Consider the following 14,895-nt stretch of genomic DNA (forward strand, 5'->3'; position numbering starts at 1 on the left):
AACACACTTTACAAGAAATTAAAAGGGCTCATTGGAGCATTTCAGAGTGTTATGCGAATAGAGCTTCCAGATCTCTTCTGGTTCTAGATCGTTCCTATTGGTCTCAATCACATAGGCACCATAGAGAGTCTCAGCTGCTTCTTTTACTTTTGGTTTCTCGGTCAAAACCAGCTCTTTGACTTTTTGGTCATCGCCAGTTATGGCATCTATCTCATAGCGACGTGCAATAGAGCGATGCTCTTGCTTTAGCTTTCCTATTCTTGAAGCCACAGTTGTGGCATTGGAATATTGACCACGCTTAACTGAGTCAGCTAGTTTGTCAAATGCACTCTGGAACTTAGTTTGCATACCTCTAGCAATTGCCTCTTCTTTATCCCTGCGACGCTCTGAGATACATAGGATCTGCTTTATCTTGTTGTCCATTGAGTCACTTGCGTATGGTTGAGCTCTATTGGAATGATTGGCTTGGGGTTCATTGCTCGGGGAGTGCTTGGCCTGTGGACCGCCTACTTGTGGAGCAGTATCCATCGAATCGATACCGAGGGACTCGCCGCCAAGTGAATGGTTAGCTTGTGGATGAGCGACTTGAGGACCGGCAACTTGTAGACCAGCATCGATGGAATCGACGCCAAGAGACTCATTGGCCGCCTCGGCAACTTCTACCTCAGCACCCGCCTCAGCAACTTCTACCTCAGCAACTCCCACCTTGCCATCCATCTCAACACCCATGCCATCACCCAGTTCTTTGATGTAGATGCTCTCATTGGAGGAGTTCTTGATCTCTAAGAAGGTATCTTTTCCTTGGCGTAGTTCAGCTAGATAGTGTCTAGCTGCATTAGCGCGTGTAATTACCAGATAGCTAAGACCATAGGACTCAATCAGTGCGATGTTGTCATAAGTTGCTATCCCTCTATCCATGATAACCGTTGGGAGATCTTCGCTAAAGAGTCCCTGTCTTAGGTGACTAGAGATACTAGATAAGACATCACCAAGGGTTTCAGGCTCTGACTGATTACCGGGATATATGTGGCTATAGATCGGTAGTCCACGATCATCCACCAAAAGGGCAAGACTTACTAAAGTACAGTCGAAGCGCTTCTCTTTGGAGTGGCCATATTGGGCTAGATCATTACCAAGTGTTCGTCCCTCAAAATAGGCATTGGTAAGATCAAATAAAAAGAGACGCTTATTAGTTGGGTAAAGCTCATTCTCGGCTTTGATAAGTGCCATCTCGATTGAGTCTTTAGCTTCGTAGATAGCATCAGCTATCTCATAAATAGCATCTTTACCGATATTGCTAAGGTCTTGGTCTACCAATTCATAGAGTGCAGAGTCCTCTTTTAGGAAGCGATGTGTTTCAAGATCAGAAGAAGGAGCAACCAAACGAGCACATATTACAGCTTTAGCAATTGCTGTCTCTTTTTCACTAAGGCCACAACGTAGTAGTTGCTCTTTGATCTTCAATCTGTCATAGAAGCTACTAGCTATTAGTTCAGGACCTAAGCGCCTAATATCAGATGCCTCTAGAGATGATGTATTGACATTTAGGAACTCGGCATCTTTTGTGATTACTTCACGATCAGAGCGAAGTGTTTGAGTAACAGAAAAGCTAGATAGAACTTTATCGGCGATTGACTTTAGTTCTAGATCACCTTCAAACAGAGACTCAAAGCCAGCTAGTCTCATCGTCAATATCTGAGCTAGCTTCTTGTAGTCCTTAGGATCGATCTCAAGTCGTCCTAGATCCATAACTATCTCTTGGCGTACTTTGTCTCCTTCGCGATAAGACCTAACTAACTGATGCTTTATATATTTAGTTCCAGTTGCCTTATTCTTAGTGGTCTTCTCGCGAATGAACATATAACAAGTATACCAGATGAATTACCTTGTAGGTCAATATTCGCAGCTAACTCTCAGCTTAGGGCACTACATTCGCCACTTGAGAAAACCGAACTTCATCTACCAGCATCTCCAAATAGGGGTTACCCCTAAATAGGGGCTAAAAGGGGGCTTAAACGGGGTCTTGGGGGAATTCAGCCGAAACTGGGGTTAGCAGACTCCTAGAACGTCAGCTACAGCTGGAACACCTCGAACCGAGTCTTCCCGAATGGAATCGACCGGGCCGAAATCATTACCGAGGGATTGAGAGGCTAATTCAACTTGCATTTTGCAAGAAGGGCAATTATTTGTCCTTCTCAACTCAGATGAGTCGTAAAACTTCTTGAGCAAAATGAGGAACTCCCGCTTTAGCAAGTCTCGCCAGAAGGTCTACAGGGTCTAATTTGGGGTGGCGTGCATGTGAAGCCTGTTCCCGAATTACTTCAACAATGTTTTTTTGGAGCAAGGTCAAGCTGATTCAACAAAAAGTAATCCGGGTGGATCACCTCGAGGTTAAATGCTTCAAGTACATCGTAAGGATAGTCCTTAAGATTGAAGGTTACAATAACGTCCGCACGTCCGCAGATCGCCGTCGATACCACGTGTCTGTCGTCATCGTCCGGAAGTTTTATTATAAGTTCTAGATCTTGCCTGCCTTCCACACATGCATCGTCAAATGTCCTATTCATATCTTGAAATCTCCCAAAAATCTTTTCGCCGTTCATTTCTGGGTAAATCATTAAAATTGCATCCATGGCTTCGGCGATGATCCTGGATGACCAAAGCGGCCGATAAAGTCCGCTTTCGGCTACGCGTAGCAATGTGTCAGCTAGTGCGATAGGTACGATCACGCAAGCGTCTAAAACTGCAGAATAACGAGTCATTGCCTTATGCTTTATGATCAGATTGAGACCGTCTTTGACGGACTTCCCTGAGCGCATCTTTGTAGTCGTCAGGAGAACCATCATAAAGTCCGAGTTCAGATGCCTCTTCAGTTAACTGGTTCAAGACTTGCTTGCGCTCAATTCGGCGTCTTTGCTGGAAGTCAACTAGGTCCTGGAGGCGAACGCGACGATGGCGATTCGGCTTTTCGAATGCAATCGTACCTTCTTCGAGAAGCTTGACCAACGTAGGTCTACTTACTCCCAAAAAGTCGGCGGCTTCTTGGGTAGTCAGAAAGAGTCCCTGCGATGATACGAGTATTGCCCTGCCACGGCGCATTGCTTCTATTACCTGCCGCAGAACCTCATATACCTCTGCAGATAGAGGTGTCTTTTCTCCGTCGGGTCCTACTAAGAATCCAGGTTCCGTATGAACCTGAATGAACCGAGACAATTCGAGGAGCTCGTCGAGAGTATCAGGAGGGAAGACGGGAATTTTTTCACGATCGCTATTGAAATTAGCTTCAGAGGTTTCTTCGTCTGCTTGGCCTATCGTTGTCATATAACCAAATTAGCATAATTCGAAAAAATCGAAAATGATTTATTTTTATCATTGAAACCTGCTACGTGAAATGTTTCCGCTCCGAAATGCATATACATTCATATGCACCTCTTTTGTTTTCGCTCTCCAGACGCCTTTGCGTGTTCTGCCACATCCACGGGGGCAGAACTAGGGCAAGACTCTGATTCTCCAATATCAATAACGATGGCCAGAAGGCAGCAATTGCCACTTGACAAATTGGCATTTCTAGGAGAGCAGTAGTTCGGGAAGAAAAAAAACTAACTTCAGAGCGGCACTCCATGAAAACCACATCAGGGTAACAGATTTATCGCCACCAAACCAGTCGCTCCTTCGGGGCATTTCAGTGCTATCCGTCGCAACGACTCTTGCAACGATCATGCGGGTACAAAATGTTATCTAGCAAGTCTTCAAGCACGAATATTGACACCCATATGCCTTTGGCGATTTCCGTAAATTCAAAGAATGGATCAGCTCAATAGATCCAAGTTTTACCATAAATGAAAAAGAAGATAAATACAAGAGAGATGTCCGCGGTCAAAAACTTTCCAGTTTCACAAGTGGCATCCATGGCTGCTCAGACAATATGCCAAAGCAGTCGTAACCCCAGTCAAAGAATCCCGCAGACAAGTAAATTGATTGTCGCAACTCACTAAAGGTCAAGCCCACTGCACTAATGCTCTAAAAAACGAATTCGCCTCAGGGAGTACCCTATGACTACGCTCGTAAAGCACAATGCGGCATTTGAAGACCTCTGGTGTTAGAGTTGGCGATTCGCAGCTCTCCGAATTACGTAGCACCCACCGTCGTCATTATCGAACCACGCTTACTTCAAGAGATTGACGGTGCACTTTTGATCGCCTCCGTTGGCCAGGTCGCAAGAACTAGTAAGCCATTGACACCTCGAAAGGGTCCTTTTTGTATTTCGGAGCGAATGGTCTCATATTTGGCGTTTTCCAAGTCTGATTCTGATGAAATTCCAATATCGGATCGAAGGGTCTATCGCTTCTGAAACGGTGATTTGATAAATAGCTGACATCGTTCTGGCCGACTATATAATTTCATATCGATAAATTGGTACCGCTGTTCAGAAGTATAATAATTTTTGCACATCGGTTTCGAGGATTTCGGAGAAGTATGCATTGCACGTTTTTTGCTCTGACTACCAACCCACAGACCTTGTTCTATTGAACAGATATTACCTTGTCACTTTTATGATTTTGAATATTTAAGGTAAGTTGAATTTGTCGTTGTTTTTCGAAAATTGAGCAAACCTAAGCCATAATCAATCAAAAGCCCCCCAAATCGCATATTCTTGTCCGAATCAGCTTTAAATGCGAGTGGAGATTTTTGTGAGCGAATTGAACCCGACAATCGTAACATCGGCTGAATCTGCGAATAAGCGCGTCGAACTCGTCACGAAGGCGGCAAGCGCTTGGATCAATGAGCTTGTCGACCTTGGTGGAAGAAACAACCTGCTCTATTACCGCGATCTAAACCTAGATCCACCGAAAATTTAGCCGCTCAACTTTGATTTTGGCATAGAAAAGGTGCTCTGAACTGGTAGAATGATGTTTGAAGACACTTCAAATCTATCAGTTCAAGGAGCACCTTTTAGATGCGAGCATCTGCTAGTGCTTTAGACCGTTTGATAGTCACCTTTGACGATTCGAACGCAGTTTCCAACAGTGGGTTAATACTCCCTATCACCCTTGCTGAGAGACTTGGCCTTAGGGATCTCTTTGATTTACACATTGACCTAGAGGATCGTCCTGGACGAGCAAATGTTGGCAGAAAAGCTATGGCTATCGTCGCATCTATCTTGGCCGGTGGTGATTGCATTGATGACACTGCAATCCTTGAAAGCCCAAATGCGCAAGTTATCCTTGGTCAGATAATGCCAGCACCATCTAGGTTTGGTGTCTTCTTGCGTAGTTTTGAGACCAGTGACATCGCAGATGTTGAACGAGTTGCAGCTTTGTTGCTAAAACGAGCCTGGCTAGCTGGAGCAGGTCCAGGTGATGAGTCACTCACCATTGATGTTGATTCCACGATATGTCAGGTATATGGAAACAAAAAAGAAGGAGCTTACTTTGGTTATACCAAAGTAAGGGGGTATCACCCACACCTAGCAGCTGTTGGTAAAACAGGTGACATTCTTGGAATAGTGACACGTGAAGGCAACGCCAATACCGCTCGTGGTGCCGGGGAGTTTGTAACCCAGGTAATCAACAATGCCAGAGCCGCCGGAGCAACTGGTGAAATAACCATGCGTTTTGACTCTGGGTTCTTCTCAAGAGCCGTAAGAGACGCAGCTAGCGCGGGCAATGCTCGCTTTTGCATTACAACACGGATGTCAAAACGATTGAAGCAGGTTATTGCAGCCATACCAGAAGAAACATGGACTTCAATTCCTTATTGGCTTGAAGGTGGAGCTGATGTAGCAGAAGTTGAATACAGGGAAATACAGGGAAATATCGCGCATTTGCAAGAGATAGACAAGACGTTCGTCTTATCGTAGGAAGGGTCAAGCCTACTCCAGGGTCTCAGCTGGCACTATTTAGTGACTATGACTATCACGCATTTATTACCGATCGACAAGGCGAAACGCTTTTCCTTGAGGCTGATCACCGAGCACATGCCCAGATCGAACTAGTCATCAAGGATCTCAAAGGAGGTTCGGGGTGGAATCATGTTCCATCCAGATACATGAACGCTAATGCCGTTTGGTTAGCTCTGGTCTAATTAGCTCTGGTCTGGTTAGTTATTGGTGTAACTGCACACAACCTGGCGCGGTGCAACTGCACAACCCGACACGGTGCAACTGCACAACCCGACACGGTGCAACTGCACAACCCGACACGGTGCAACTGCACAACCCGACACGGTGCAACTGCACAACCCGACACGGTGCAACTGCACAACCCGACACGGTGCAACTGCACACAACCTGGCGCGGTGCAACTGCACAACCTGGCGCGGTGCAACTGCACAACCCGACACGGTGCAACTGCACACAACCTGGCGCGGTGCAACTGCACAACCTGGCGCGGTGCAACTGCACAACCTGGCGCGGTGCAACTGCACAACCTGGCGCGGTGCAACTGCACAACCCGACACGGTGCAACTGCACAAATAGGTGCTATTGCAGAAACTGTAATAACCACACCAAAGCTTCGACGGTGTTACTTTCAGATCGCAGGACATATCACTCGTTCAGCTAGAAAAGTAATACTGCATCTTGAAGAACACTGGCACTATAAGGATAAGTTCTTAGAGGCTCTTGATCGGATCAGAAAGTTTGAGATCGCCATCACCTGAACATCTGGTTACCTAACACACTGAATATTACTTGAAGGAACTGCTCTAGAAGACAAGGGATTAGGTCACTATACCCAAAATGAGATTTCAGAATCTCAAAAATGACCAAAAAGGCTCAATCACAAAGCGAATAGGTCATATTTGGCACTCTGAAACCAGATTTAAGCCATAGACCCTCCGTCAAACCTAAATCAGTTCCAAAAAACCGACTCAGAGTCACACCGAAGGGCTCAAGCTGGTCCAATTCTGTGGATTCAGGCTAAAGCAGGGTACTTTGGCGCTCGAACCGGTATCGACTCAAAATGAAGCCGTTTTGAAGGCCCTGCTCGCTGGAGGTAAGGTGCTACTTTCAAATTTGTTTGGTGAATCAGCACGAGAAACAGCCGCTCGCCGTGTGCGCACCATCAACGCTAAGGCGGTAGAGAACTTTCAGGAGAGGGGGCTTCAAACCTTACACGTAGCGTGGGGCATGGCCACTTGGAACAACACCAATAGCGAAGCGACTCCTGCGGCTCCGGTTTTATTGCGGCCGATCAATCTAAAACCGAAAAATAGCGCAGGAGAAGATTTTGAGGTAGAACTAACAGAAGAGTGGGAGACAAACCCTTCGCTCTTACACATGCTTAAGACCGAATAGAAGATCGATTTTGAAGCTATCGATCTGCCAAATATTACCGATAGTAGAAATGGTTCTATAGACTCCAATAATTTATTTGATAATCTTTCAAAAGCATGTGTCGCAGTTAATGGATTTGAGGTAAAACCTCGAATCGTGATTGGAAATTTCTCCTATGCTAAGCTCCCCATGGTCCTTGACCTTGAGAAATCACTTGATACGATGGTCGCATCAGACCTTATTTCCTCTCTCGCTGGCGATCAAGCTTCGCTCGAGTCTCTCCGTAGTCGACATCCAGAGATAACGCTCTCTGATCCCGATCGACAACCACCCCAAGATGAATTCCTTGTCCTTGACGCCGATGCTAGCCAATCCTACGTAATAAATGCTGTCGTCGGAGGTGCGGACTTGGTTATTGATGGACCTCCGGGCACTGGAAAGTCACAGACAATAGCCAACCTTATTGCCACTTTGGCCGCTCGCGGGAAAAAGGTCCTTTTTGTCGCCGAAAAACGTGCTGCGATCGACGCGGTAGTAGACCGTCTACGGAGCGTTGGACTTGAGGACCTTGTGCTCGATCTCCATGACGGGGCGGGGTCGCGACGCAAACTTGCCGAAAATCTCGCTAAGTCCTTAGCCTCTGCCTCTTCTATTGCTCGTCCGGATATGACTGCCGTGCATGAGAACCTAACTCAACGAAAGCGAACCTTAATAGAGGTAACCGACGCATTACATAAGAGTCGCGAACCATGGGGCTTGAGCATTTACGATGCCCAATCGCGGATCATGGCTATTTCAGATTCAGCAACTTCAACGTTTCGGATTCGAGGTGAAGCATTGGTACGACTGGACAAAGATAAATTTAGAGATACTTATGCGAATCTAGAAAAGTTTTTCGGCTTGGGTGGATTTACCCTTTCCTCACAGAGCAGCCCTTGGGGAGGAGCCTTCATTGACTCCACAATTTCAACTTCCGACGCCGCCTCTCAAGTCCTCGAATTGCTGACAACCCTCAACACGAAGACATTGACAATTGCATTCGAAACCTTCTCAAAGACGGTCGCCGACTGTGGGCTTCTTATTCCTACGGCGATGAGGACGTGGGGTGACATCCTTCAAATCATTAGAGATACGAAAACGACATTGGAAGTCTTCAACAAGGATATCTTCGAACTTCCGCTGGCTGAATTTGCACGCGACCTTACCCCAGGCAAATCAGGTGGCATCGGTGGTTGGATTACGAAAATTACCAATAGAACCTATCGTCATGCCCGAAAGCAAGCTTCACGGATTTGGATCGGTCCTAAGCCCTCTCCCAAAGAGCTTTCGATTGCCATAAAGAAGGCACAGCACGTTTTGGAAGCGTGGCCTCAGATCAAAAAAGATGTCACCGTTCCCGAGACCGCATTTAAATTGTTGGACAATGAAGACGGCTATCAAAAGGTCGTACTACAACTAGAAGAGCTTGCTAAATTGACAGCACACACCAATCTTCTGGATATGTCTTTTCCTACGCTTTGCGACCTGCTAATTAGCCTCTCTGAAGACACTACAACACTGTTTAAGATTCCTGAATTAATTCGATTAAACGCTAAACTCCAAGAATCGTCACTAGGTGGTCTCCTGGCAGAGATGCGTTCGAAAAAACTAACTGTAGACGGTACCTTGGAGACTTTGGAGTACGTCTGGTTGATATCAATAATTGAATCCGTCTCACTATCTAATTCACTTATTGGAGCATTCGATGGAACAGCGCATTCTCGCACCGTAACTGAATTTCAACGAGCAGATCGCGAACATATAAAAAGTGCGTCAATTAGGGTTCGCCGAGCGGTTAGCGAGCGCATAACCCAAGTTCGCGACAGCTGTCCGAGGGAATCGGAAGTCATTGAACGCCAAGCTCACTTAAAGCGAAACCACCTTCCGGTACGGACATTGTTCGAGGCCGCACCTAACGTCTTAGGGGCACTAAAGCCATGCTGGATTATGAGCCCACTCGTTGTAGCTCAACTTTTGCCAACCCAACGACTATTTGACGTTGTCATCTTCGACGAGGCATCTCAGGTAAGCCCCGCGGATGCCGTTGGCGCCCTAATGCGAGCAGAACAAGCTGTGGTCGCTGGTGACCCACGTCAATTACCGCCTACAAGCTTCTTTGCGACATCGTCAGGAGGGGGAGAAGACGACGAGAGTGCCGAAAGCGAAATATACGAAACCGATGTCACAAAGGATATGGAATCAATCCTGGATGCGATGAGCGCAATTTTGCCTCCTCCTATCGGTACTCGCACCCTTGGCTGGCACTATCGGTCAAAGGACGAGCGCCTTATTGCCTTCTCAAATGCACAGAGCGAACTTTACAGTTTTTCTATGACGACCTTCCCAGGCGTGAGCAGTGAAAGTTGTATAAGCCACGTACTTGTCCCATTCCATTCCAATAGGTTAGATCCGCTGGAATCTGGCGCCGATGAAGTAAGGCGAGTGGTAGCACTCGTCGCCGAACACGCCGCGCGTCACCCAGGTGAGTCCCTTGGCGTAATAACAATGGGCATAAAGCACGCTAATCGCATCGAAGAAGCACTTCGGCGCGCCGGAAGAGAGAACCCCGTACTAGAGGCATTCATTAGCGGAAGCGCCTCTCCCAAAGCAAGAAATGAGATGTTTTTTGTCAAGAACCTCGAGAGAGTTCAAGGCGACGAACGCGACTCAATCATCTTGACGATCGGATATGGCAAAACAGCGGATGGGCGAATGCAGTACCGCTTCGGTCCGATCAACATGCAGGGCGGTCACAGACGCTTAAATGTAGCTATAACAAGAGCGCGGAAGAAGATTACTCTGGTTTGTAGGGCGACGCTTTCGTTGATTACGCGGGGGTATTAAGGCGTCACTGAAGCTGATGATGACGTAGAGGTGGCTGTGTAGTTGCGTTGTCGCTATCTGTTAGGGCAAACTAGGGAGTCCGAATAAAATGGGACCCCCTCGCTGTTTTTTGTCCGAACTACAAGAGGGTCCCCCAGAGATGCCAGAGGCACCATGACCTTAATTGTATCTAGTGATCCCGACGTTGTGGAATCTGAATTGTTGGGTGGAAAACTTTTTTGTCCATCCTGTAACGGAGTGCTTCGGAAATGGGCACATGCGAGGTCGAGAACCATTCGTATGCGTGACTGCACAAAGACGCTTTGTCCACGAAGATCGCGCTGTAGTGATTGTTTTAAGACCTCGGTTCTCCTGCCCGATTACCTTTTAGTTCGCCGGGTGGACGAAGCAGCGGTAATCGGGTCAGCTTTAGTTCAAAAGGCTGAGGGACTTGGACATAGAAAGATCGCTGCAAATATCTGTCGTCCCGAGACAACCGTCCGAGGCTGGCTCAGACGTTTTAGAGAAAAGTTGGAGATACTCCTAGAACACTTCACCAATTGGGCTCTGGTTTTAGATGTCACATTGTCTGAGATTGCCCCAGCGGGATCTCTATTCGCAGATGCAATAAGTGCAATTGGGATTGCTGTTCGTTCTCTAAGCATCCGCTTTGGTCCTAGTCCCCCATGGTCCCAGATGTCAGTTATGTGCGGAGGAAGACTTCTTTCCAACACCAACTCACCCTTTCCAGCACCTTCATAATCAGTAATGATTCTTTTTGTCATTTATTGGCACGACAAAAAGGAGAAAAAGTGACAACGGATCCACTGGAAGAGCCAAAACATCACCGAGCGGAAGATATAGCACTATTTCGCTACGGGATAGTTCGTGAAGCTGCAGATGAAACCCTCTCTAAAACAAAGCGGGGGCAACTTGTACGCGAGTTGGCTTCTGTAACACATATTGGTATTGACGGAGTTCCGGTAGTGGTATCGCGCCAAAGCATCGACCGCTGGATCCGTACCTACAGAAAAGGCGGCTTTCAAGCTCTTCACCCTTCAGCACGCCATGTTGAGCCCCGTACCCCGGAGCATCTGCTTTCTTTAGCATGTGAGCTAAGAAAAGAAGATCCTTTTAGAACAGCAGCCCATATTGCCCAGATCATCAGAACTCAAAATGGATGGTCACCTAATGAAAGAACTCCACAGCGTCATTTCAAAGCTTTAGGACTCACAAGATCCCAGCTGAGCGGTCAAAACATTGCATTTGGGAGATTTGAGGCAGACTATCCAAATGAGCTCTGGGTGGGAGATGCTTTACACGGCCCGGTAATTGCCGGAAAGAAGGCAATCTTGTTTTGTTTTTGTGACGATCACTCCCGATTGGTTACAGCTCACCGCTGGACATATTCTGAAGATACTCTTTCAGTTCAGGCAGCGCTACGACGTGGAATACTCTCAAGAGGTATACCGGGTACCGTGTATCTCGACAACGGGAGTCCATTTGTCTCGCGTCAACTGCTAAGAGCCCTGGCAGTTCTCGGGATTCGGCTAGTGCACTCGAAACCTGGGCGTCCAATGGGTCGTGGAAAAATTGAGCGTTTTTTCATCAACGGTAAGAGACCAGTTCCTAGTAGAAGTAGCCCACAGCGATATCTCTTCGCTGGAAGTTCTCGAAGAACGCTTCCAGGGGTGGGTGGAACAGGTCTATCACCGATGGATTCATTCTGAAACCGGCCAGACACCACTTGAACGGTTCTCCATTCTGCCAAAGATACCAGATCTTTCTCTTGTGCGGGAGGCATTTCTATTCTCTGAATCAAGAACTGTTACAAAAACTGCAACGGTTTCCCTCTATGGGAACGACTACGAAGTAGACCAGGCTCTGGTAGGTAGGAAAGTAGATCTGGTCTTTGATCCATTCGATCTCTCAGCTATCAATGTGCGGTATATGGACAGAGACTTTGGTAAGGCTGTTATTCATAAAATCTCCCGCCATTCGCATCCGATGACCATTGCCCACTCGCCAGAAACCATAAAACCAACCGGAATTGACTATCTATCCCTGGTGGATAAACAGCACAGGAAATACCTTGGATCTCCAATTGGCTACAGGGAGCTAAACGCAGAGGAAGAGAAATGAGCATAGATCAGATACGTTCACATTTTGGATTTACAAAGATGCCATTTACAAAAGAAATATCCCCGTCTGATCTCCACCCCAACCAGGGGCACTTAGAAGCAGTTGCCCGGATTGGCTTTTTAGTTGATGAATCAGCTATTGGAGTGATAACCGGAGAAGTTGGATCTGGCAAAACAGTAGCAGTGAGAAAAGCAGTGTCACTGTTAGAGCCATCGAGACACAGTATTATCTATCTGGCTAATCCGGCACTTGGAACTAAAGGGATATATTCAGGGATCGTCTCTCATTTAGGCGAGAGTCCCTGTTTTTACAAAACACCGCTTATCTCCCAGACAATCTCGCTGCTTGCATCTGAATCGGAAAAGGGACGAAAGGTGATAGTGGTATGTGACGAGGCTCATCTCTTGGAAGGTTCCCAGTTAGAAGAGCTGAGATTTCTTACCAATAGCGATATGGATTCATCCAGCTCTTTTGCTCTGGTTTTAGTTGGTCAGCCAAATCTAAAGGCACGGCTGCGACTTTCAACCTTTAGCGCACTTGAACAGAGAATATCGCTTCGCTATAGCGTTCCACCAATGAAATCGGAGGAAACCAAAAGCTATACGCTACATCACCTGAAGCTGGCAGGTCGAACGGATGCTCTATTTTCAGATGAAGCGTTGGGACTGATTCATCAGGTTTCCAGAGGTCTGCCGAGAGCGGTCAACAACCTTGCCCGTCAAGCACTGATAGCTACATTTGCAAATATAAAAGCGCAATCGTAGATGAGAAATCGGCACGCCAGGCAATATCAGAAGTTGATTCAGAGTGAGAATGAGAAAGTTAGCGACAACCAGAGGACCGCCGTGACCACCATCAGTGTCACTGGCGACATAGCGATCACACAACATGATCAGTTACCATGTCGTCTGCATGATCAGCTTGGCTGGCGGGCAACACCACATAAACGCCTGATGTTAAGCTCACGCCACCTACACGCCGGATGCCCAAGGAGCACTAATTGGGTTAGTCTCCAAGTTGTCCCGAAAGTTCGACGTCCCTCGGTTTCGACATCATCCATACCAATTTCGAACGCTTCGTCAGTGGTTTGTTTTCACTCGTCTTCTTAACTCATACCTGAAAGAGTCATTGCTCTAACTTTTTTAGTACCGCTTTGGACAACAGTCTTTAGCTAATGCCCCGTGCCATTATCGATAAGGTGGTTTGGAATCTCCTCCCAAAAGGCGATCCCGGAGGGCCTACCTCCATCATCTATGTAGCATTGCAGTGTGATTGTTATCAGCTTGTAGGTGATTTACAACCTCTTTCATTCATGACGCACTGCGAAAGATGGGGCTAGTTACGTCTAAGCGCTTTTTCTATTTTCCTGCCAAAAGGGCGCAACGCTGTGGAACGATCTCTGCGTCGCTACCAAGTTCACCATCAATTAGGCCAAAGTCCCTAAAGATGGCAAGTGTCTCATGATCGCTAGATTCATCCAATACTGTCAACGCGAATCCGACATGTACCAGAACATAGTCTCCGACCTTTACATCTGGCCATGAAGCAAAACAGACGTCACGACTAACACCTGCGAAATTCATATGGCCGACAAAGGGTGTCGGGAGCAACCCCAGCCCATCGGTTCTCACCATTTGAGCTAAAGTCCTTTTGGCCAATTGACCCATAAGGAAGGTAACTATAACTCTTAGGCAGCTTATCGTAAAGAAGCACCCGATTATTGGCGGTATCTGCAACCATAAATCTGTCACCATCTTTGGCAATGGCATATGGAAAACGATAAGCATTTGAGGCTGAAGGCCATAGGGCCACTCGCTATTTGAACAAGGATCAACTTGACCAATCACACAAAGCGCATCGCAATCTTTGTCAATCTTTAGATCAAACATAAGGACTGTATGGTTTCCCGCATCAGCTACATACATTCCATCACAGTCACCGACTACGGAGTGGGGCCACCTAAAACTCGATGGCCCTACCTCTCCTCTGTTTTCATGACGTGAGTTAAAGTCACTTTGCCCAACTATCACCTCGGGCAGTTCGCCATCTAGAGGAAGATGATCCCAACCCAAAATTCGACGATTGCCAGTATCCGCAATAAAAAAACGGTCTTCTACAAAGCCAACACCAAAGGGCCAATCCAAGCTGGCAGTGCTACACTCTCCGCCCTGGTTGGGTTCGACATCCTCCATAGTGGCTTGTCCGATTACGTGATCGGCTCCGGTCCAATCTTCTGTCGGGATGGCGTCCCATATGAGAACCCTGTGATGCCATACATCGCCCACAATCAACCTATTATCCCTAGTTGCAACCCCTGTAGGCAAAAACAACCCTTGAGATCCGCCTCCGTTGCTGTGGCTCTCTGAATAAAAGTCAGGCTGTCCAAGGATCGTTGACGCCTTTGGACTGACAATCCCATCGCACAAATCTCTGAAGACCAAAACCCGATGATTTCCCGTATCGCATACGATCAAAGTCGATCCGATCAACACGAGTCCACGGGGACCATAAAATCGATCGGGCGCGGAAGTTGCAGCGGGAGGTGCTAGCCCTCCTGGCGACTCGGCCCCGAGAGAAATTACTCGAAGCATCAAGGACATGCCTTGATAAAGATC

At 47.1% G+C, this 14,895-nt stretch carries 12 protein-coding genes and 2 pseudogenes; 9 read left to right on the forward strand and 5 right to left on the reverse strand.

What is annotated here, in order from left to right:
• Nucleotides 1-18 precede the first annotated feature (18 nt).
• The 4 genes from ACIDITHRIX25_RS79125 to ACIDITHRIX25_RS79135 form a co-directional block, all read right to left on the reverse strand.
• Entirely contained in the window at nt 19-1,860 is a 1,842-nt protein-coding gene (locus tag ACIDITHRIX25_RS79125) for an IS1634 family transposase (protein ID WP_201733305.1), read from the reverse strand.
• Between the two features lie 340 nt (nt 1,861-2,200).
• On the reverse strand, nt 2,201-2,350 hold the full coding sequence (locus ACIDITHRIX25_RS000000104445; protein ID WP_502756218.1) for a VapC50 family PIN domain-containing toxin: 150 nt from the start codon (nt 2,348-2,350) through the stop codon (nt 2,201-2,203).
• Nucleotides 2,322-2,762, reverse strand: a complete 441-nt coding sequence (locus ACIDITHRIX25_RS79130) for a PIN domain-containing protein (RefSeq protein WP_201733306.1) — start codon at nt 2,760-2,762, stop codon at nt 2,322-2,324. Before ACIDITHRIX25_RS79130 ends, ACIDITHRIX25_RS000000104445 begins: the two co-directional genes overlap by 29 nt.
• Nucleotides 2,763-2,766: 4 nt before the next feature.
• Nucleotides 2,767-3,321: a helix-turn-helix domain-containing protein gene (locus ACIDITHRIX25_RS79135; protein ID WP_201733307.1), complete on the reverse strand. Its 555-nt coding sequence runs from the start codon at nt 3,319-3,321 to the stop codon at nt 2,767-2,769.
• Between the two features lie 784 nt (nt 3,322-4,105).
• On the opposite strand from ACIDITHRIX25_RS79135, the gene ACIDITHRIX25_RS79140 reads away from it, so the two are divergent.
• The 9 genes and pseudogenes from ACIDITHRIX25_RS79140 (at nt 4,106) to ACIDITHRIX25_RS79185 (ending at nt 13,091) form a co-directional block, all read left to right on the forward strand.
• On the forward strand, nt 4,106-4,351 hold the full coding sequence (locus ACIDITHRIX25_RS79140) for a hypothetical protein (RefSeq protein ID WP_201733308.1): 246 nt from the start codon (nt 4,106-4,108) through the stop codon (nt 4,349-4,351).
• A gap of 340 nt (nt 4,352-4,691) precedes the next feature.
• Nucleotides 4,692-4,859, forward strand: coding sequence for a hypothetical protein (locus tag ACIDITHRIX25_RS79145; RefSeq protein WP_201733309.1), 168 nt, complete (start codon nt 4,692-4,694; stop codon nt 4,857-4,859).
• Nucleotides 4,860-4,957: 98 nt separating this feature from the next.
• Nucleotides 4,958-5,860: a transposase gene (locus ACIDITHRIX25_RS79150; protein WP_201733310.1), complete on the forward strand. Its 903-nt coding sequence runs from the start codon at nt 4,958-4,960 to the stop codon at nt 5,858-5,860.
• A gap of 320 nt (nt 5,861-6,180) precedes the next feature.
• Nucleotides 6,181-6,660: a hypothetical protein gene (locus ACIDITHRIX25_RS79155; RefSeq protein WP_201733311.1), complete on the forward strand. Its 480-nt coding sequence runs from the start codon at nt 6,181-6,183 to the stop codon at nt 6,658-6,660.
• Nucleotides 6,661-6,934: 274 nt separating this feature from the next.
• Nucleotides 6,935-7,297 (forward strand): DUF4011 domain-containing protein, encoded by a 363-nt coding sequence (locus ACIDITHRIX25_RS79160; protein ID WP_201733312.1) that lies wholly within the window; start codon nt 6,935-6,937, stop codon nt 7,295-7,297.
• A gap of 135 nt (nt 7,298-7,432) precedes the next feature.
• Nucleotides 7,433-10,159, forward strand: coding sequence for a DEAD/DEAH box helicase (locus ACIDITHRIX25_RS79165; protein WP_213333451.1), 2,727 nt, complete (start codon nt 7,433-7,435; stop codon nt 10,157-10,159).
• Nucleotides 10,160-10,312: 153 nt separating this feature from the next.
• Entirely contained in the window at nt 10,313-10,900 is a 588-nt protein-coding gene (locus tag ACIDITHRIX25_RS79170) for a DUF6431 domain-containing protein (protein ID WP_201733314.1), read from the forward strand.
• A 26-nt stretch (nt 10,901-10,926) separates the two neighbouring features.
• A pseudogene (locus ACIDITHRIX25_RS79175) lies at nt 10,927-12,280 on the forward strand (DDE-type integrase/transposase/recombinase).
• Nucleotides 12,277-13,091, forward strand: a pseudogene (locus ACIDITHRIX25_RS79185) (ExeA family protein). Before ACIDITHRIX25_RS79175 ends, ACIDITHRIX25_RS79185 begins: the two co-directional pseudogenes overlap by 4 nt.
• Nucleotides 13,092-13,638: 547 nt before the next feature.
• On the opposite strand, the gene ACIDITHRIX25_RS79190 reads toward ACIDITHRIX25_RS79185, so the two are convergent.
• Nucleotides 13,639-14,871 (reverse strand): HypC/HybG/HupF family hydrogenase formation chaperone, encoded by a 1,233-nt coding sequence (locus ACIDITHRIX25_RS79190; RefSeq protein ID WP_201733318.1) that lies wholly within the window; start codon nt 14,869-14,871, stop codon nt 13,639-13,641.
• Nucleotides 14,872-14,895: the final 24 nt, after the last annotated feature.

Source organism: Acidithrix sp. C25 (genome assembly GCF_904848545.2).

Excerpts from the sequence above, each read along its gene's own strand:
- ACIDITHRIX25_RS79170 (WP_201733314.1), top strand. The coding sequence starts at position 10,313 with ATGACCTTAATTGTATCTAGTGATCCCGACGTTGTGGAATCTGAATTG.
- ACIDITHRIX25_RS79150 (WP_201733310.1), top strand. The coding sequence starts at position 4,958 with ATGCGAGCATCTGCTAGTGCTTTAGACCGTTTGATAGTCACCTTTGAC.
- ACIDITHRIX25_RS79190 (WP_201733318.1), bottom strand. The coding sequence starts at position 14,871 with ATGCTTCGAGTAATTTCTCTCGGGGCCGAGTCGCCAGGAGGGCTAGCA.
- ACIDITHRIX25_RS79135 (WP_201733307.1), bottom strand. The coding sequence starts at position 3,321 with ATGACAACGATAGGCCAAGCAGACGAAGAAACCTCTGAAGCTAATTTC.
- ACIDITHRIX25_RS79125 (WP_201733305.1), bottom strand. The coding sequence starts at position 1,860 with ATGTTCATTCGCGAGAAGACCACTAAGAATAAGGCAACTGGAACTAAA.
- ACIDITHRIX25_RS79130 (WP_201733306.1), bottom strand. The coding sequence starts at position 2,762 with ATGACTCGTTATTCTGCAGTTTTAGACGCTTGCGTGATCGTACCTATC.